The organism is Streptomyces omiyaensis (assembly GCF_014650895.1).
Lineage (GTDB): Bacteria > Actinomycetota > Actinomycetes > Streptomycetales > Streptomycetaceae > Streptomyces > Streptomyces omiyaensis.
Window position 1 is genome coordinate 67704 of the sequence record NZ_BMVV01000018.1, and the last position, 19070, is coordinate 86773.

The 19070-nt window shown below is 74.1% G+C and carries 14 protein-coding genes; 9 read left to right on the forward strand and 5 right to left on the reverse strand.

The features are described 5' to 3' along the window. Positions 1–3: 3 nt before the first annotated feature. The 7 genes from IE287_RS26225 to IE287_RS26255 all read left to right on the forward strand — a co-directional run bounded on the left by IE287_RS26225 (position 4) and on the right by IE287_RS26255 (position 8446). Positions 4–1164 carry a Gfo/Idh/MocA family protein gene (locus IE287_RS26225; RefSeq protein WP_229883752.1) on the forward strand — a complete coding sequence of 387 codons (1161 nt, stop codon included), beginning with the start codon at positions 4–6 and terminating at the stop codon, positions 1162–1164. Beyond that, a complete protein-coding gene (locus IE287_RS26230; protein ID WP_268254996.1) occupies positions 1161–2069 on the forward strand; it encodes a DUF6807 domain-containing protein in 909 nt (302 codons plus the stop codon). The genes IE287_RS26225 and IE287_RS26230 overlap by 4 nt, the downstream gene beginning before the upstream one ends. Continuing rightward, positions 2066–3622, forward strand: coding sequence for a glycoside hydrolase family 43 protein (locus IE287_RS26235; protein ID WP_229883753.1), 1557 nt, complete (start codon positions 2066–2068; stop codon positions 3620–3622). The genes IE287_RS26230 and IE287_RS26235 overlap by 4 nt, the downstream gene beginning before the upstream one ends. Before the next feature lie 86 nt (positions 3623–3708). Then, a complete protein-coding gene (locus tag IE287_RS26240) occupies positions 3709–5043 on the forward strand; it encodes an ABC transporter substrate-binding protein (protein ID WP_189851666.1) in 1335 nt (444 codons plus the stop codon). Beyond that, entirely contained in the window at positions 5040–5870 is an 831-nt protein-coding gene (locus IE287_RS26245; protein WP_189851727.1) for a rhamnogalacturonan acetylesterase, read from the forward strand. Before IE287_RS26240 ends, IE287_RS26245 begins: the two co-directional genes overlap by 4 nt. A gap of 12 nt (positions 5871–5882) precedes the next feature. Continuing rightward, the gene (locus IE287_RS26250) at positions 5883–7178 is read left to right on the forward strand and encodes a pectate lyase family protein (RefSeq protein ID WP_189851667.1); all 1296 of its coding nucleotides are present in this window, start codon (positions 5883–5885) and stop codon (positions 7176–7178) included. A 128-nt stretch (positions 7179–7306) separates the two neighbouring features. Continuing rightward, positions 7307–8446 (forward strand): pectinesterase family protein, encoded by a 1140-nt coding sequence (locus IE287_RS26255; RefSeq protein ID WP_189851668.1) that lies wholly within the window; start codon positions 7307–7309, stop codon positions 8444–8446. A gap of 6 nt (positions 8447–8452) precedes the next feature. On the opposite strand, the gene IE287_RS26260 is transcribed toward IE287_RS26255, so the two are convergent. The 4 genes from IE287_RS26260 to IE287_RS26275 form a co-directional block, all read right to left on the reverse strand. After that, the gene (locus IE287_RS26260; protein WP_189851669.1) at positions 8453–9091 is read right to left on the reverse strand and encodes a hypothetical protein; all 639 of its coding nucleotides are present in this window, start codon (positions 9089–9091) and stop codon (positions 8453–8455) included. Next, complete coding sequence (locus tag IE287_RS26265; RefSeq protein WP_373307904.1) at positions 9091–9627, reverse strand: SigE family RNA polymerase sigma factor; 537 nt, start codon at positions 9625–9627, stop codon at positions 9091–9093. Before IE287_RS26265 ends, IE287_RS26260 begins: the two co-directional genes overlap by 1 nt. Further along, positions 9620–10654, reverse strand: coding sequence for a LacI family DNA-binding transcriptional regulator (locus IE287_RS26270; RefSeq protein ID WP_189851671.1), 1035 nt, complete (start codon positions 10652–10654; stop codon positions 9620–9622). The genes IE287_RS26265 and IE287_RS26270 overlap by 8 nt, the downstream gene beginning before the upstream one ends. A 213-nt stretch (positions 10655–10867) precedes the next feature. After that, positions 10868–13783, reverse strand: a complete 2916-nt coding sequence (locus IE287_RS26275) for a glycoside hydrolase family 48 protein (RefSeq protein ID WP_189851672.1) — start codon at positions 13781–13783, stop codon at positions 10868–10870. Between the two features lie 305 nt (positions 13784–14088). On the opposite strand from IE287_RS26275, the gene IE287_RS26280 reads away from it, so the two are divergent. After that, complete coding sequence (locus IE287_RS26280) at positions 14089–15654, forward strand: cellulase family glycosylhydrolase (protein WP_189851673.1); 1566 nt, start codon at positions 14089–14091, stop codon at positions 15652–15654. An 80-nt stretch (positions 15655–15734) separates the two neighbouring features. Next, positions 15735–17480 (forward strand): glycoside hydrolase family 6 protein, encoded by a 1746-nt coding sequence (locus tag IE287_RS26285; protein WP_189851674.1) that lies wholly within the window; start codon positions 15735–15737, stop codon positions 17478–17480. Positions 17481–17835: 355 nt separating this feature from the next. On the opposite strand, the gene IE287_RS26290 is transcribed toward IE287_RS26285, so the two are convergent. Next, positions 17836–18858, reverse strand: coding sequence for a LacI family DNA-binding transcriptional regulator (locus tag IE287_RS26290; protein ID WP_189851675.1), 1023 nt, complete (start codon positions 18856–18858; stop codon positions 17836–17838). Positions 18859–19070 lie beyond the last annotated feature (212 nt).

Sequence of the window (19070 nt, forward strand, 5' to 3'; positions counted from 1 at the left end):
CCCATGTCCGCACGTGACCCCCTGCCCGTCGTCCTCGCGGGCGCCCGCGGCCACGGCCGCAGCCACCTCCTCAACATCCACCGCCTGGAGCGGCTCGGTCTGGTCCGCCTCGCCGGCGTCTGCGAGCTGCGCCCGCTCGACGCGGCCGAGCTCGACGGCCTCGGCGACCCCGCCCAGTCCGACGACCTGGAGGCGCTGCTCGCCGCCACCGGCGCGAGGCTGGCGGTCCTCAGCACCCCCATCCAGACCCACGCCGACCTGGCGCTGACCGCCGCCCGGCACGGGGCCGACGTCCTCCTGGAGAAGCCGCCCGCCCCGTCCTACGCCGAGTTCCGCCGGATGGCCGACGGGGTCGCGGCGGCCGGCGCCGCCTGCCAGATCGGCTTCCAGTCGCTCGGCTCGCACGCCCTGCCCGCCGTCCGCGCCCTGATCGCCGAGGGAGCCGTCGGCGAGGTCCTGGGGGTCGGCGCGGCCGGCGCCTGGGTCCGCGACGCGGCCTACTTCCGGCGCGCCCCCTGGGCCGGGCGGCGCCGCCTCGACGGCCTCGACGTGGTCGACGGGGCGCTGACCAACCCGCTCGCCCACGCCGTCGCCACCGCCCTCGCCCTCGCCGGGACCACCCGCGCCGAGGACGTGACCGGCGTGGAGACCGAGCTCTTCCACGCCCACGCCATCGAGTCCGACGACACCTCCGCCGTGCGCGTCACCACCGCCGCCGGCCTCCCGGTCACCGTCGCGGCGACGCTCTGCGCCGAGCGGACCGCGGAGCCGTACGCGGTCGTGCACGGCAGCCGGGGGCGGATCACCTTCTGGTACCGCGAGGACCGGGTCCTGCTCCAGCGCGCCGGGCACGGCCCGGAGGAGACCGTGTACGGACGGACCGACCTCCTGGAGAACCTGGTCGCGCACGTCACGGACGGCACCCCGCTGCTGGTGCCGCCGGAGGCGACCGGCGCCTTCATGCGGGTCGTCGAGGCGGTCCGCACCTCGCCCGACCCCCGGCCGCTGCCCGCCGCCCACTGGCGCGCCGCACCCGGCGAGAGCTCCGAACGGCGGGTCGTGACGGGCGTGGAGGCGCTGGTCGACGCGAGCGCCGAACAGCTCCGGCTCTACTCCGAGCTCGGCGCCCCGTGGGCGGCACCGCTGCCGGCGGAGCTCCGGTGAGCGCCCCCGGCGCCACCACCGCCGCCCTGCGGGTCGCGGGCCGCGCGGTCGCCCACTGCGTGACCCGGCCGGCGCTGGCCGCCGACCACTCCCCGCGCCCCTACCTGCACCCGGTGACGACGCTCGCCGGGCGGGCCGTGACCGAGGTCCTGCCCGCGGACCACGTCCACCACCTGGGCGTCTCCGTCGCCGTCCCGGACGTCGCGGGGCACAACTTCTGGGGCGGGCGCACCTTCGTCCGCGACCGGGGGCCGGTCGCGCTCGACAACCACGGCGTCCAGCGGCACGACGGCTTCAAGCTGTGCGACCCGGACGGCTTCGTGGAGGAGCTGAGCTGGACCGCGGGCGGGGAGCGGCTGCTCGCCGAGCACCGCACGGTCGCCGCGGTCGCCCTCACCGACACGGCGTGGGCGCTCGACCTGACCTTCTCCGCGGTCAACGTCTCCGGCCGCGACCTGTCGATCGGCAGCCCGGCCACCAACGGGCGCCCCGGCGCCGCCTACGGCGGCTTCTTCTGGCGCGCCCCCAAGGAAGCGTCCGCACCGAGGGTGTTCGGCCCCGGCACGGACGGTTCCGGGACGGGTTCCGGCGCGGACGGTTCCGGCACGGACGGTTCCGGGACGGACGGCGAGGCGGCCGTGCACGGGGTCCGGGCCGACTGGGTGGCGATGGCCGGCGACGGCTGGACGCTGGTCTTCGCCGGGGCGACCCCGGCCACCCGGCGCGACCCGTGGTTCGTGCGGGCCGCCGAGTACCCCGGGGTCGGCTCCTCCCTCGCGCACGGGGAGCGGCTCGCGCTCCCGGCCGGCGAGACCCTGGTGCGCCGCGTGGTGACGGTCGTCGCCGACGGACGGCTCGACCGGGAGGGCGCCGCGGCCCTGGTCCACAGGGCGGTCGCCCCGTGACCGGGCCCGCCGTGCCCGAGGTCACGGGAGACCTGGGCGACGGCACGTACCGCAACCCGGTGCTGGCGGCGGACTGGTCCGACCCGGACGTGGTCCGGGTCGGCGAGGACTTCTACCTCACCGCCTCCAGCTTCGGCCGCGCCCCCGGGCTGCCGCTGCTGCACTCCCGCGACCTCGTCAACTGGACGCTCGTCGGACACGCGCTGGAACGGCTCGAACCGGAGGAGGCGTTCGCCGTCCCCCGGCACGACCGCGGGGTGTGGGCGCCGTCGCTGCGCCACCACGACGGACGGTTCTGGATCTTCTGGGGCGACCCCGACCACGGGATCTTCCAGGTCAACTCCCCGGCCGTCGAGGGCCCGTGGAGCCGTCCGCACCTGGTGAAGGAGGGCCGGGGACTGATCGACGCCTGCCCGCTGTGGGACGCGGAGACCGGCGAGGCCTACCTGGTGCACGGCTGGGCCAGGTCCCGGGCGGGCTTCAACAACCGGCTCACCGGCCACCGGATGCGCCCGGACGGGACCGGGGTACTCGACGAGGGCCGGACCCTCGTCGACGCCGACCTCCTGCCCGGCTGGTTCACCCTGGAGGGCCCGAAGCTGTACCGGCACGACGGACGGTTCTGGATCCTCGCCCCGGCCGGCGGCGTCGCCACCGGCTGGCAGGGGGCCTTCCGCTCCGACACCTTCTCCGGCCCGTACGAGGAGCGGATCGTCCTCTCCCAGGGCGACACCGACGTCAACGGCCCCCACCAGGGCGGCTGGGTCCGCACCGGCGCCGGGGAGGACTGGTTCCTGCACTTCCAGCAGACCGGCGCCCACGGCCGGCTCGTCCACCTCCAGCCGATGCGCTGGGACGCGGACGGCTGGCCGGTGCCGGGCGACGACGGCTCCCCCGTACGCGTCCACCGCAAGCCCGCCCTGCCCGAGGCGCCGGTCGCCCGGCCCGCCGTGGACGACTCCTTCCCCGGCGGCGTCCACGGACCGCAGTGGCAGTGGACGGCCAACCCCGGTCCCGGCTGGACGGACCCGCGCCCGGGGCCGGGACTGCGGCTCTCCTGCGTCCGCACCGGGCGGGCCGACGACCTGCGGACGGTGCCGCACGTGCTGACGCAGCGGCTGCCCGCCGGGGCCCGGACCGTCGAGGTCCGGCTGCGGCTGGAGTCCGGCGCGCCCGGGGCCCGGGCCGGACTGGTCGTGCTCGGCGACGCGTACGCCTGGATCGGCCTGGAACGGGCCGCCGACGGGCGGGTGCTGCTCGCCCACCGCTTCGCGCCCGGCAGCGCCGACCGCGAGCGGGAGGCGGACCGGCCCCGGCCGCTCGCCGGCGCCGAGGCCCTGCTGCGGATCGAGGTCACCGCCGACGCCCGCTGCCGCTTCTCCTACGACGCCGGCGAGGGACCCGTCCGGCTCGGCCCCGAGTTCGCGGCCACTCCCTGGCGGTGGGTGGGCGCCCTGCTCGGCCTGTTCGCCGCCGCGCCCGGAGGCGAGGGACACGCCGGGACGGGCGTGTTCACGGACTTCCGCACCCGCGCCACCGCCACCGCCCGCTGAACCCCGGCGGGCCCCCGTACTCCCCCCACACCGCACTCCCCTTCCCCGCACGACCCGAGCACCACCCCGAGAGAAGAGAGCCGACGATGACCATCTTCCCCGGACGGCGCAGAGCCGCCCTCGCCCTCGCCCTCTCCGGCGTCCTCGCGCTGACCGCCACCGCCTGCGGTGACGACGGCGGCGGCGCCGGCGGCGAGGGAACCGAGGGATCCGGCAAGGGCAAGATCACCTTCTGGGACAACAACGGCGGTGTCCGCACCGACGTGTGGAAGGAGATCATCGCCGACTTCGAGAAGGCCAACCCGGACATCGACGTCGAGTACGTCGGGATCGCCTCCAAGGAGGTGCAGTCCAAGTACGACACCGCCATCCAGGGCGGCGCCCTCCCGGACGTCGGCGGCGTCGGCGCGGCGATGCTCGCCGGGATCGCCGCGCAGAACGCGCTGGAGCCCCTGGACGAGCGGATCCAGAGCAGCGCCCTGCACGGCAAGCTGAACGCCGGCATGGTCGAGTCCGTCAAGGCGGCCGGCGGCCAGGACAAGCTCTTCACCGTCCCGACCTCCGCCAGCAACGGCGTCCTCTACTACCGCACCGACCTCTTCCGGGCGGCCGGCCTCCAGGAACCCTCCACCTGGTCGGCGTTCTACGCCGCCGCCGAGAAGCTCACCGACAGGGACAAGAACCGCTTCGGCTACACCATCCGCGGCGGCGCCGGCTCCATCGCCCAGGCCCTCGACGCCATGTACGGCCAGAGCGGCATCCAGAGCTTCTGGGAGGGCGACAGGACCACCGTCAACGACCCGAAGAACGTCGCCGCGCTGGAGAGGTACGCCGGCCTCTTCAAGAAGAACACCCCGGCCGCCGACGTCAACAACGACTTCACCAAGATGGTCGCCCAGTGGGACAGCGGCGAGATCGGGATGCTCAACCACAACCTCGGCTCGTACCAGGACCACGTGAAGGCCCTGGGCACCGAGAAGTTCCGCGGCATACCGAACCCGACGCTCGACGACGGCACCCGCGTGATGGTCTCCAACCCGGTCGACGGCCTCGGCCTCTTCTCCTCCAGCAAGAACAAGGCCGCGGCCTGGAAGTTCATCGAGTTCGCCGCCTCGCACTCCTCCAACTCCAAGTGGAACAAGTCCGCCGGCGCCATCCCCGCCAACACCGAGGCGGCGCAGGACCCGTGGCTCCAGGAGGCCGAGCCCACCAAGCTCGCCGCCGAGGTCCTCTTCAGCGGCAAGGCCACCATCGTCCAGCTGCCCTACTACCTGCCCGACTGGAACACCATCTCCAAGGCCGACAACGAGGCCGACTTCCAGAAGGTGCTGCTCGGTTCGATGACCGCCAAGGCCTTCGCCGACAGCCTGGCCGAGCAGCTGAACGAGGCCCAGGCCGAGTGGAAGTCGCAGAAGAAGTGACGGTCGGCCGCCGCGAGGCGGTCGTGGCCGGGGCGGGCCTGGTGCTCGCCCTGGCCGCCCGGCCGGCCGCCGCCCGCACCGGGGAGCCCGCCGCCGGCGGGCACCCCTCGCCCCGCCGCCGCACCCTCTTCCTCGCGGGGGACTCCACCGCCGCGCAGAAGTACGCCGACGCGGCCCCCGAGACCGGCTGGGGCATGGCCCTGCCGTTCTTCCTCCACCACGGACTCACGGTCGCCAACCACGCCGTCAACGGACGCTCCACCAAGAGCTTCCTCGACGAGGGCCGGCTCGAACCGATCGCGGCCGCCCTGCGCCCCGGTGACGTCCTGCTCGTCCAGTTCGGGCACAACGACCAGAAGACCACCGACCCCCTCCGTCACACCGACCCCTGGGGCTCCTACCGGGACAACCTGCGGGTCTTCGTGGAGACCGCCCGGTCCCGGGGCGCGGTGCCGGTGCTCGCGACCTCGGTGGAACGGCGGCGCTTCGACGCCGCCGGCACCGCCCAGCGGTCGCTCGGCGACTACCCGGCCGCCGCCAGGGAGACCGCCTCGGCCCTGGCCACGCCCCTCCTCGACGTCGAGGCGCTGTCCCTCGCGCTGTGGCAGCGGCTCGGCCCCGAGGCGACGAAGACGTACTTCAACTGGACCGCCACCGAGCAGGACAACACCCACTTCAATCCGCCCGGGGCGATCGAGGTGGCCCGGCTGGTGGCCCGCGAACTGCTCCGCACCCGGGTCCTCGCCCCGCGCGAGACCCGCCGGCTCGACGACGAGCTCCCCGCCCGGTGGATCACCTGGCCCCCCGCACCCCCTTCCGCATCCTGAGGAGAACCGCGCGTGAACAGAAGCACGAAGCTCGGAGCGGTGGCCGCCGCCGCCCTCGTCCTCACCGTCACCGCCCCCGCCGCCGGTGCCCACTCCGGCCACCGCCCGCCCGCCGACCCGGCCCGCGCCGTCCTGCCCGCCGGCGACGGCTGGGCCTCCGACGGCACCGGCACCACCGGCGGCGCCGCCGCCGACGCCTCCCGCGTCTTCACCGTCACCACCTGGGCCGGACTCCGGGAGGCGCTCGCCGCCCCCGGCACCGAGCCCCGCATCGTCAAGGTCGCCGGCACCCTGAACGCCACCGAGGCCGGCTGCGCCGCCTTCGAGGCCCCCGGCTACGACTTCGACCGGTACCTCGCCGACTACGACCCCGCGGTGTGGGGGTACGAGACCGAGGTCAGCGGCCCCCAGGAGGAACTGCGCGCCGCCTCGGCCACCGCCCAGGGCCAGGCCATCAAGGTCAAGGTGCCCGCCAACACCACCCTCGTCGGCGTCGGCCGGAACGCCACGATCCTCGGCGGCAGCCTCCAGGTCCAGGGCGTCGACAACGTGGTGATCCGCAACCTGACCCTGGAGAGCCCGCTCGACTGCTTCCCGCAGTGGGACCCGACGGACGGCGCCACCGGAGCCTGGAACTCGGAGTACGACAGCCTGGTCGTGTACGGCTCCACCCACGTGTGGATCGACCACAACACCTTCACCGACGGCCGCCACCCGGACAGTTCGCTGCCGGAGCACTACGGCGAGGTGTACCAGCAGCACGACGGCGAGCTCGACGTGGTGCGCGGCGCGGACCTCGTCACCGTCTCGTGGAACGTCTTCACCGACCACGACAAGACGCTGATGATCGGCAACAGCGACAGCGCGGGCGCCACCGACCGGGGCAGGCTGCGCGTCACCCTCCACCACAACCTCTTCGACGACGTGGTGGAGCGGGCGCCCCGGGTCCGCTTCGGCCAGGTCGACGCGTACAACAACCACTTCAAGGTGCCGGACACGAACTACGTGTACAGCCTGGGCATCGGCCAGGAGTCGCAGCTGTACGCGGAGAAGAACGCCTTCACGCTCTCCTCCGAGGTGCCCGCCGGGCAGATCCTCAAGAAGTGGAAGGACGCGCCGGTCACCACCACGGGCAACTACGTGAACGGCCGCCCGGTCGACCTGCTGGCCGTCCACAACGAGCAGTTCCCCGCCGAGGCCCTGCGCGGCGACGCGGGCTGGACGCCGGTCCTGCGCACCCGGGTGGACCACCCGCTGGCGGTCCCCCTCCTCGTCGGCCTCGGCGCCGGCGCCGGCCGCCTGCGCTGAGCGAGCCCCCCCCTGCCCCGGGCCGGGGCGGAGCGCGGCACCCCCGTCCCGTCGCGCCCGCCCCGGCCCGGCCCTTCTCCCCGTCCCTTTCCCCACTCCTCTGCCTCCGCCTCCGAAGGAGCGCCCGCATGCCCCCGCACCCGCCCCGCACCTCTCCCGGCCGCCGCGCCCTCCTCACCGGCGCGGGCGCGGCGCTCGCCGCCCTCGCCCTGCCGCCGGCGCCCGCCCTGGCGGCGGACCGCCCCGCCGGCCCCTTCGGGCGGTACGGCTCGCCGGCCGCCCGGCTCACCGGCCGGACGCTCTACGTCCACCCCGGCGGGCTCGGGGACCACACCTCCGTGCGGGCCGCGGTGGACGCGGCGGCCGGCACGGGCTGGACGCTGGTGCTCGCGCCCGGCACGTACCGGGAGACCGTCGCGGTGGGCGCGGCCCGGACCGGCATGACGTGGATCGGGGCGAGCGGGGACGCCCGGGACGTCGTGGTCGTGTACGACAACGCGGCGGGGACCCCGAAGCCGGACGGCTCCGGCACGTACGGCACCACGGGCTCGGCGACGGTGACCCTCCAGGCGGCGGACTTCACGGCGCACGCGATCACCTTCGCCAACGACTTCCTCCGCTCCGACCTGCCGGGCAATCCGGGCACCCAGGCGGTGGCGGTGAAGGCGCAGGGCGACCGCTCGGCCTTCTTCCACTGCCGGTTCCTGGGCCACCAGGACACCCTGTACGCGGACTCGACGTCGCTGTCGGCCTTCGCCCGCCAGTACTTCGCGCACTGCTACGTGGAGGGGGACGTGGACTTCGTCTTCGGGCGGGCCACGGCCGTCTTCGAGCGCTGCCACTTCCGGACGCTGGCCCGCACGGACCTGGCGGGCGCCCCGTACGGCTTCGTCTTCGCCCCGTCGACGGCCCGCGCCAATCCGCACGGCTTCCTCGCCTCCCGGTGCCGGGTCACCAGCGGGGCCCCGGACGGCTTCTACGAGCTGGCCCGGCCGTGGGTGCCCGGCTCGGACCCGACGGCGTGGCCGTCGCTGGTGGTCCGGGAGAGCGTGCTCGGGGCGGGCGTCGACGCGGTGGCACCGTACGCGGACATGCGGGCCGAGCACCCGTGGCAGGAGCAGCGCTTCGCGGAGTACCGCAACACGGGCCGGGGCGCGGCGGTCACCGTGCCGGCGAACCGTCCGCAGCTGACCCCCGCGCAGGCGGCGACGGCGACCCGGGCCGTGTACCTCGGCGACTGGAGGCCGGCCGCCGAGGTGTGCCCCTGAGCCGGGTCAGCCGGCGAAGCCGCCGCGCAGGGTGGTGCGGCCGCCGTCGCGGGCGGTGAGGACGACGGCGTACGTGTCGGCCGAGGCGTCCCGGACCCCCTCGGCGTGGTTGTACTGGGCGGCGAAGGTGTGCGGGCCGGGCGGGAGCTCGCGGCCCTCCTTCAGGGTCCAGCGGTAGACGAGGGCGCCGGACTCCTCGGCGACGGTGACGCGGAAGTCGTCGGCGGAGCGGGTCTGCCAGTGGCCGGTGCTCACGATCCCGCCGGTCAGGGCGACCCGCACCTCGACGGTCAGGGCGGTGGCCCCGGTGTCCGTGGTGACGGCGAGGTCGCTCTGCGCCCACCAGCGGTTGCTGCCGGGGTCGACGGTGCCGGCCGCGCGGGCCGCCGGGCCGGGCGCCGCGACGCCCGCCGGGGGCGCGGGCCGGTCCCGGAGCGTCGTCACGGCGAGCCCCCCGAGTCCGACGACGGCCGCGGCGGTCGCGGCGACGGCCACGGCCGCGGTCCACCGGCGGGCCGGCCGGAGGGTGCGGGCGGGCGGCGCCGCGGTCATGCCGCGCTCGACGCGGGCCAGCATCCGGGCGCGGTCGGGGCGGTGCGCGAGGGCCGCCTCGCGCAGTTCGCCGCGCAGGCGTGTCTCGTCCATCAGCGCCCTCCCGCGGCGAGTTCGGTGGCGGCCCGGGCGCCGAGCAGCCTCTGGAGTTCCGCCATGCCCTTGGCCGTCTGGCTCTTGACCGTGCCGACCGAGACGCCCAGGGCCCGGGCGGTGTCCCGCTCGGACAGGTCGAAGGCGTGCCGGAGGACGACGCAGGCGCGCTTGCGGAACGGCAGGGCGCGCAGGGCGGTCCGCACGTCGAGGACGGCGGGCACGTCGGGGTCCTCGGTGTGCTCGGGGCGGCGGTCCCAGAAGGCGGCGATCCGGCGGCGTTCGCGGACGGTGCCGCGGATGCGGGTGCGCACGAGGTTGGCGACGACGCCCCGGGCGTAGGCGGCGGGGTGCTCGGCGGCGCGGACCCGGTCCCAGCGGTGCCAGAGCGCCAGCATGGCGTCGGCGGCGAGGTCGTCGGCGGCGTCGGACTCGCCGGTCAGGAGGTGCGCCAGACGGGCGAGTTCGGCGTAGTGCCGGTCGAAGAACGCGCGGAACTCGGCGGCGGCCTCCCCCTCGTCCCGGGGTTCAGTCACGCCCACGGGCGTCCCCCGGCGCGGTGGGTGCCGGTCCCGAGCCGGCGCGGACGGTGAGGTGGGGGGCGAGGAGTTCGGGGCCCCTGGCGTCCTCGCCGCGCAGCCGGGCGACGAGCCGCTCGACGGCGATCCGGCCCAGGTCACGGGCGGGGACGGCGACGGCGGTGAGCGGGACGGAGGCGTGGGCGGCGACCTGGTCGGGGCAGAGCGCGACGACGGACACGTCCTCGGGGACCGCCCGGCCCTGGTGGCGCAGGACGGCGAGGAGGGGCTCGACGGCGGCCTCGTTCTGGACGACGAGGCCGGTGGTGCCGGGGCGTTCCTCGAAGATCCGGGTGACGGCGGCGGCGACGGCCCCGTAGGTGCCGTCGACGGGCCGGTGGAGCAGGTCGAGGCCGTGCGCGGCGGCGGCGGCGCGGATCCCGGCGAGGGTGCGCTCGGCGTAGCCGGTGCCGCGCGCGTAGACGGCGGGGGGTTCGCCGAGGACGGCGAGGCGGCGGTGGCCGAGGGAGGCGAGGTGCTCGACGCAGCGGGCGCCGGCGGCGGCGAAGTCGAGGTCGACGCAGTCCAGTCCGGTGGTGTCGGCGGGCAGTCCGACGAGGACGGCGGGCCGCTCGGCCTCCCGGAGCAGGGGCAGCCGGGGGTCGTCGAGCTCGACGTCCATGACGATCATGCCGTCGGCGAGGGCGCTTCCCTCGACGCGGCGGACGGCCTCGGGACCCTCCTCGCCGGTGAGCAGCAGCACGTCGTGGCCGTGGGCGCGGGCCGTGGTGGTGACGGCCATGGCGATCTCCATCATCACCGGCAGGTAGAGACCGGTGCGCAGCGGCATCATCAGGGCGAGGACGCTGGTCCGGCCGCCGGCGAGGGCGCGGGCGCCGGCGTGCGGGCGGTAGCCGAGCGCGTCGATGGAGTGCTGGATGCGCTCGCGGGTGGCGGTGGAGATGGAGCGCTTGCCGCTGAGGACGTAGCTGACGGTGCTGGCCGACACACCGGCGTGACGGGCGACGTCGGCGAGGGTGACCACGTGCGCGCTCCTCGGCTGGTCCGGACGTGTCTCCGGAAGGGGTGGGGGTGCCCGTCGACGACAGGGACCTCCGACCCTAGGCGCCCGCTCGGCGCACTGTCCAGGCGGGTCGGCGGTTCGCGGCGCGGGGGCGGACGTCCGGAGGCCGGGCGGGCCCCTGTCGGGGACCGCCCGGCCTCGTCGTACGCGGAGCCCCTCGCGCGGGGCGGGCTGTTATTCGAGCAGCTCCGCGTACGAGCCCATGGCCAGGGCGATGTCCGCCTGGGCCCAGAACCGGTGGTAGGTGAAGACGGGGGCGGCGCCGCCCGCCAGGTAGGCCTCGATCTTCGGCCAGGCCGGGTCGTCCTGGTAGAAGGAGCGGATGGAGGCGAAGGTGGAGGTGCCGTTCACCGTGTCGCCGTTCGGCATCGCGCCGGTCCAGCCGGTCGGCACGTACACCGGGTCGTCGAAGCGGTTGTAGTCGGCGCGGGTCTCCTCCACGGCGATGCCCAGCGGGTCCTGGTGGTGGTCCCACATGCCGTCGAGGAGGGCCTTGGCGACCCGCTTGGCCTCCGCGTGGCCGGACTTGGCCGCGTAGTAGGTGAGGGTCTTGGCGTAGGCGGCGGCGACGCCGACGTCGTTGGTGTAGTCGGCGACGGTGACGTGCAGGCCGGCGTTGGCGCCGGGGTTCGCCGCGTTCCAGGTGTCCGGGGCGCCGGACCACTGGAGGGTGGAGGGGATGCGGTAGGTGCCGTCGGGGTTGATCGTGGTCTTCGACAGCGCCCAGGAGACCCACTTGTCGAGGACGGTCTTCGCCTCGGCGTCACCGGTCTGCTGGTAGTACTCGGCGACCCGCTCCATCGACCAGGCCTGGAAGCCGAACCACTGGTTCGACGCCGGGTCGTGGTAGACGGGCTTCTCGTCGTAGTACATGCCGTGGAAGGTCGGCGTGCCGGCCGGCGGGGTGGCGTAGCGGCCCTGCCAGCTGTTGGTGGCGCCGCCCGCGATCGCGCCCTCGTCGGACTGGAGCCAGCGGTAGAACTCCAGCTGCCGGTCGAGGCTGGTGGCCCAGTCCGCCTGCCCGGTGGCCGACTTGGGCCGGAGCGGGGCGTAGGCGCTGAGCGCGTAGGCGGCGAGCGGGTTCTGGTAGCCGCCGTGGGCGTGGCTGGAGCCGATCCGCCAGGACCAGCCGGCCGAGGTGTCGACGGCGCCGCCCCAGGCGTAGTACCAGGACATCAGGTAGTGGGAGCTGTTCTTGCCGGTGCCGGCGGGGCAGGCCGCCGGGCCGACGCAGTCGCCGACCTTCTTGAAGTACTTGTCGAACATGGCGTACCGCAGGTAGTCGCCCATCTTGGCGGCCTTGCCGACGGTGGTGGAGACCTGCGCGCCCTTGCCCTGCTGCTTGGCCCAGAGGTCGGCCCAGTAGGCGGCCTGGACGGCGCGGGCGTCGGCGTCGGGGGCGTTGGTGTACTTCCACTGCTTGGCGTAGGAGGCGTCCCCGGTGAAGAGGTCGAGGTAGCCGTTCTTCCCGCCGTAGGAGAAGTTGTCGCAGGTCGGGTGGGTGACGGTCTCCCAGACGGACTCCTGCGGGCCGCGCTGGAAGGTGTTGATGTACGAGGGGCCGGTCGCCGTCGGTCCGGCGGAGCACTTCCCGGGCTCGTTGCCGAAGCCGTAGACGTTGTCGACGTCCTGGATCCAGTGCATGCCGTAGATGTCGTCGGTGCCGTAGGCGCTCTTCAGTTCGGCCGCGATCGGGTCGGAGCCGGAGGTGACGCCGGAGTCGAGCCGCGCCGGGTACTGCGAGGGGAGGTCCCACTCGGGGGCGTAGGTGGCCGGCTTCGAGGCGTTGTAGGAGGAGTTCGTCGGCTGGTCCGCGTGGGTCGGGATCATGTACCGCTCCATGATCTCCCACGCGCCGTTGAACCTGGTCCAGTCACCGGTGACCTTGCCGTACATGGCCTGGAGCCAGATCAGGTAGCTGTACGCCTCCGAGGTCGTCTCGTGGCCGTGGTCCGGGGCCTCGACGATCAGGGTCTCGACGGAGTGGTACGGGATGCCCTCGGGCGAGAAGTAGCCGTGGGCGGGGTTGGTGATCTTCCCGTACAGGTCGAGGAAGCGGGCGTCGTAGGTGGAGTCCGCGGCGAGCTGGGTGACCTGGATCTCCGCCGGGGCGTGGCCGGGGGCGGTGGCGGTGAGGACGGCCGTGCCGGTGCCGGTGGCGCCGGCGGTGACGGTCACCTTCTGGGCGGTGTTCCAGTTCGACGGGGTGAAGGTGAGGCTCGCCGGTGCGGCCGTGAGGTCGCTGTTCCCCGACGTACGCGCCACCGTGACGGTCACGTTCGCCGTCGGGGCCGTCGACAGCCGGAGGTCGAAGGTGCCGGTGGCGCCCTGGCGGACGGCCAGCTGCCCCGGGGAGGCGACGAGCGCGGGCCCGGCGGCGACGGTGATGCCCACCGGCGCGGACTCGGCGGAGGCGCCCTGGCTGTCGTACGCCTTCGCGTAGAGGGAGTGGGCGCCGGTGGCGAGGCCGGTGGCGCTGTGGGCGAAGGGCGCGGTGGTGTCGGTGCCGAGGAGGGTCGTGTCGCTGTAGAACTCGACCTTGTCGACGGTGGCCCCGTCGGCCGCGGCGGCCGTGGCGGCGAGCGGGACGGCGGCGCCCGCGGCGTAGACCGCCCCGGCGGCGGGGCTGGTGAGGACGGCGACCGGGGGCTGGTGGGCGCCGGTGCACGAGGTGCCGTTGACGGCGAAGTTCGCCGGGGCGGCGTTGGCGCCGCTGTAGGTGAACTGGCCGCCGGCCGTGACGGCCGCGCCGGCGGCGACGGTGCCGTTCCAGCCGGCGTTGGTGACCGTCACGTTCTTCCCGGACTGGGACCAGACGCCGTTCCAGCCGTTGGTGAGCTTCTGGTCACCGGCGTAGGAGTAGGTGAGCGTCCAGCCGTTCAGGGCGGCGGATCCCCGGTTGGTGAGGGTGAGTTCGGCGGTGAATCCCGAACCCCAGTCGTTGGTCTTGTAGTCGACGCTGCACTGCACGGCGGCGGCCTGCGCGGTGCCGGCGCCCGCCCCGGCGGCCAGCAGGCCGAGGGGGAGCGAGAGCGCGGCGGTCAGGGCGGTCAGGTGCCTGCGGGAGCGGGGTGGTCTCAGGCGTGGCATGCGGGTGGATCTCCTCGCGGCTCGGGAGGTCGGGTGGTGCGAAGAGCGGGGCCGTACGGGACGGGTCGAGCGGGCCGTACGGGAGGTGCGTGAACAAGCCGTGAACCAGTGGGAGCGCTCCCACTGTGCAAGCGTGACGCAACCACGTCAAGATGCGTGAAGAGTCGAAGGCAAACGACGAGGAATTTCCTCAACTCCTCTTTTGCTTGGCTTCCGTTGGCGCTACGGTCTGCCCCGACCAGTGGGAGCGATTCCATCCAGTCGGCACGCCGTAGGGGGCGTGCCCTCGCTGCGAGGACTCGCTCATGCGACATCCCCCACGTCTCACCGCGCTGCTCGCAGGAGCAGCCGTCATGGCGGCGAGCACCGCGCTCGCCGTCGTGGGTACGGCCACAGGAGCCGCGGCCGCACCCGTCTGCACCGTGGAGTACTCGGTCACCAACCAGTGGACCGGAGGCTTCCAGGGTGCCGTCACCGTCACCAACAACAGCACGGCGCTGAACGGCTGGAGCCTCGGCTTCTCCTTCCCGGCGGGCCAGCAGGTCAGCCAGGGCTGGGGCGGCAAGTGGTCCCAGTCCGGCACCGCCGTGACCGTCGCCCACGAGAGCTGGAACGCCCGGCTCGACGCCGGCGCGAAGGTGACGACGGGCTTCATCGCCTCGTGGACGGGGGCCAACACGGCCCCCACCGCGTTCACGCTCGGCGGTGCGGCCTGCACCACGGACGGGCCGACCACCCCGCCCACCGGCACTCCGCCGACCGATCCGCCCACGACTCCCCCGACCACTCCTCCGACCGACCCCCCGACCACTCCCCCGACCACCCCGCCCACCCTCCCGCCGCCGACCCCGGTCGCCGGAGCACCGGAACTCACGGTCACCGGGAACAAGTTCACCGACCAGAACGGCGCGGTCCGCCGGCTCCTCGGCGTCAACCGCTCCGGCGGCGAGTTCATGTGCGTCCAGGGCCACGGCATCTGGGACGGTCCGGCCGACGACGCCTCCGTGAAGGCGATCGCCGACTGGAAGGCCAACACGGTCCGCATCCCCCTCAACGAGGAGTGCTGGCTCGGCCTGGACAACGTCAAGCCCGAGTACCGGGGCGCGAACTACATCGACGCGGTGAAGGACCTGGTGACCAAGGTCCTGGCCCACGGGATGACCCCGGTGGTCGAACTGCACTGGACCCACGGCCAGTACACCGGCAACTCCTCGGGCTGCGCCGACGTGCACGCCACCTGCCAGAAGCCGATGCCCAACGCCCGGTACACCCCGGCGTTCTGGACCTCGGTCGCGAACACCTTCAAGAACGACAAGCGCGTCGTCCTCGACCTCTTCAACGAGCCCTATCCGGACCGGGCGACCTCCACCGCGACCCAGGCATGGACCTGCTGGCGCGACGGCGGCACCTGCCCCGGCATCGGGTACGAGGTCGCCGGCATGCAGGACCTGGTGGACGCGGTCCGCGCCACGGGGGCGAAGAACCTCGTCCTCGTGCCCGGCATCGCGTACTCCAACGACCTCAGCCAGTGGCTGACGTACCGCCCCACGGACCCGGCGCAGAATCTGGGCGCCGCCTGGCACGTCTACAACTTCAACACCTGCTCCACCGAGACGTGCTGGAACGACACCCTCGCCCCCGTAGCCGCGCAGGTACCCCTGCTGGCGGGCGAGATCGGTGAGAACACCTGCGGACACGCGTTCATCGACCGCGTCATGAAGTGGTTCGACGACCGCGGGCTCTCGTACCTGGGCTGGACCTGGAACACCTGGAACTGCAACTCCGGTCCCGCGCTGATCACCTCGTACGACGGCACGCCCACCGCGTTCGGCGTCGGACTGCGCGACCACCTGCGCGCGCTCGCCCCGTGACGTCCGCACCGCCGCACCACCCCGCACATCCCGTGCATCACGTGCATCCCGCACATCCCCCGAAAGGAATCCCCACCCCCATGAGCCGCACCAGCCGTACCGCCCTCCTGGCGGCCCTCGGCCTCGTGACCGCGACCGGAGCCACCGCCACGGTCTTCGGCGCCACCGCCGGCGCAGCCACCCCGGGCTGCAAGGTCGACTACAGCATCACCAACCAGTGGAACACCGGCTTCGGCGCCAACGTCGTCGTCACCAACACCGGTGACCCGACCACCGCGTGGACCCTGGAGTGGAGCTACGCCGGCAACCAGCAGGTCACCCAGGGCTGGAACGCCACCATCACCCAGTCCGGCACCGCCGTCACCGCCAAGAGCCTGTCCTACAACGGCACGCTCGCGACCGGCGGTTCGACCTCCTTCGGCTTCAACGGCTCCTACAGCGGCACCAACGCCGTGCCGGCCACGTTCAAGCTGAACGGCGTCACCTGCAACACCGCCACCCAGCCGACCGACCCGCCGACCACGCCGCCCACCACCCCGCCCACGACGCCGCCGACCACCCCGCCGCCGGCCGGATCGAAGGCGGACAACCCCTACGCCGGGGCGAAGGTGTACGTGAACCCCGAGTGGTCCGCCAAGGCGGCCGCCGAGCCGGGCGGCACCAGGATCTCCGGCCAGCCCACCGGCGTGTGGCTGGACCGCACCGCGGCCATCGCCGGCGCGAACGGCTCCATGGGCCTGCGCGCCCACCTCGACGAGGCCCTGAAGCAGAAGGGCACCGGCGAGCTCGTCGTCCAGCTGGTCATCTACAACCTGCCCGGCCGCGACTGTGCCGCGCTCGCCTCCAACGGCGAGCTGGGCCCGACGGAGATCGACAAGTACAAGACGCAGTACATCGACCCCATCGCGGCGATCCTGGCCGACCCGAAGTACGCGGGCCTGCGGATCGTCACGACCGTCGAGATCGACTCCCTGCCCAACCTCGTCACCAACGTGGCCGGGCGGCCCACCGAGACCGCCAACTGCAACGTGATGAAGGAGAACGGCAACTACATCAAGGGCGTCGGCTACGCGCTCAACAAGCTGGGCGCCATCGCCAACGTCTACAACTACGTCGACGCGGGCCACCACGGCTGGCTGGGCTGGGACTCCAACTTCGGCCCCTCCGCCGAACTCTTCAAGCAGGCCGCGACCGCCGAGGGCTCGACCGTCTCCAACGTCCACGGCTTCATCGTGAACACCGCCAACTACAGCGCGCTGAAGGAGGAGAACTTCAAGATCACCGACAGCGTCAACGGCACCTCGGTGCGCCAGTCGAAGTGGGTCGACTGGAACTGGTACACCGACGAGCTGTCCTACGCCCAGGGGATGCGCGACAAGCTGGTCTCCCTCGGCTTCGACAGCAAGCTCGGCATGCTGATCGACACCTCCCGCAACGGCTGGGGCGGCACCCAGCGGCCCACCGGCCCCGGCGCCCTGACCAGCGTCGACACCTACGTCAACGGCGGCCGCTACGACCGCCGCATCCACCTCGGCAACTGGTGCAACCAGTCCGGGGCGGGCCTCGGCGAGCGTCCCCAGGCGGCTCCCGCCGCCGGCATCGACGCGTACGTCTGGATGAAGCCCCCGGGCGAGTCCGACGGCGCCTCGAAGGAGATCCCGAACGACGAGGGCAAGGGCTTCGACCGCATGTGCGACCCGACCTACACGGGCAACGCCCGCAACGGGAACAGCATGTCCGGCTCCCTCCCCGACGCCCCGATCTCGGGCCAGTGGTTCTCGGCCCAGTTCCAGGAGCTCATGAAGAACGCGTACCCGGCGCTGTAGCGCGCCCAGGGGGTGCCGTCCCCGGCCCGGCGGGTCCGGGGACGGCACCCCGCGCAGACGCGACGAAGGCCGGACGGGCCCGGAGACCCCGTCCGGCCCGGTCGCGTTTCCCGTCGCGTCTCCCGCCGTCCCGCCGCGTTCCCCGCCGTCCCGCCGGACGGTCGGTCGCGTTTCCCGCCGCGTTCCCCGCCGTCCCACCGGACGCACGACCCGCCGGACGGCCGGTCGCGCGTCCCGCCGTCCGGCCGCACGCACGGCCGGCCGGACGGCGGGTCCCTCCTCCCGTCGTCCGGCCGGCCGCCCCGCCCGTCGCCGGACCCGTCGTCCGACCGCTCGCCCGCCCGTCACCGGGCCGTCAGCAGGAGCCCCGCACCACCAGCTCCGTCGGCAGGACGCGCTTCGGGGAGTGCTCCGGGGTGCCGGTGACGTCGTCGAGGAGCATGCGGGCCATGGTGCGGCCCATCTCCTCGATGGGCTGGCGGACCGTGGTGAGCGGGGGATCCATGAGGCGGGCGACCGGGGAGTCGTCGACGCCCACCAGGGCCACGTCCTCGGGGACGCGGCGGCCGGCCTCGCGGAGGGCGGCACGGGCGCCGGCCGCCATGACGTCGGAGGCGGCGAAGACGGCGTCCAGCTCCGGGCGCCGCTCCAGCAGGCCGCGCATGGCGGCGCGGCCGCCGTCCTCGGTGAAGTCGCCGGTCGCGACCAGGCCCTCGTCGGGGGCGTGGCCGGCCTCCGCCAGGCCCGCGCGGTAGCCGCCGAGGCGGGCCCTGGCCACGTACATGTCCAGCGGGCCGGTGACGGTGGCGATGCGCTGCCTGCCGCGGCCGACCAGGTGGGCGACGGCGGCGCGGCCGGCGCCGATGTTGTCGGAGTCGACGTACGGGACCGGTTCGGCCTCGGAGCGGCGTCCGTTCATGACGACCGGGATGCCGAGTTCGCGGATGCGGTCGGGGAGCGGGTCGTCGCCGTGGACGGAGGCCAGCAGGACGCCGTCGACGCGCTGGGCGGCGAGGTACTGCTCGAAGCGCTGCCGTTCCTGCTCGCTGCGGACCAGGGTCAGGAGGAGCTGCTTGTCGGCCTCGGCCAGCTCGGCGCTGACGCCGCGGATCAGGTCGAGGAAGTAGGGCTCCGCGAAGAGCCTCGCCTCGGCCTCGGGGATGACGAGGGCGACCGCGTCGGTGCGGCTGCCGGCGAGCGCGCGGGCGGCCTGGTTCGGCACGTAGCCCAGCTCGGCGACGGCCCGGGCCACGGCGGCCCGGGTGCTCTCGCTCACGCGCGGGGAGCCGTTGATGACCCGCGAGACGGTGCCCCGGCCGACTCCGGCGCGGGCCGCGACCTGCTCCAGGGTGGGTCTGCTGTGTTGCCGTCCGTTCACGCTCGCCGTGCTCCCCTCGTCGGACCTCGTGCCGCTCACCAGGGCCGCGGTGGGCGGAGCCTCGGGCGGGCGGCCGCGAGGACCGTGCCGGAGGAAGGGGCCCGCGGGGGGCCACACCGGGATGGGAGCGCTCCCACCCTAGAGCACCGCGCTCCCGCGGCGCCACGCGCGCGTTCAGGAGATGACGTGAAGACCCGGGCCCCGCCGCCCCG

Bases quoted from the DNA above. Each gene is read 5' to 3' on its own strand.
- IE287_RS26225 (WP_229883752.1), top strand. From the start codon at position 4: ATGTCCGCACGTGACCCCCTGCCCGTCGTCCTCGCGGGCGCCCGCGGC.
- IE287_RS26255 (WP_189851668.1), top strand. From the start codon at position 7,307: ATGCCCCCGCACCCGCCCCGCACCTCTCCCGGCCGCCGCGCCCTCCTC.
- IE287_RS26240 (WP_189851666.1), top strand. From the start codon at position 3,709: ATGACCATCTTCCCCGGACGGCGCAGAGCCGCCCTCGCCCTCGCCCTC.
- IE287_RS26280 (WP_189851673.1), top strand. From the start codon at position 14,089: ATGCGACATCCCCCACGTCTCACCGCGCTGCTCGCAGGAGCAGCCGTC.
- IE287_RS26285 (WP_189851674.1), top strand. From the start codon at position 15,735: ATGAGCCGCACCAGCCGTACCGCCCTCCTGGCGGCCCTCGGCCTCGTG.
- IE287_RS26260 (WP_189851669.1), bottom strand. From the start codon at position 9,091: ATGGACGAGACACGCCTGCGCGGCGAACTGCGCGAGGCGGCCCTCGCG.
- IE287_RS26275 (WP_189851672.1), bottom strand. From the start codon at position 13,783: ATGCCACGCCTGAGACCACCCCGCTCCCGCAGGCACCTGACCGCCCTG.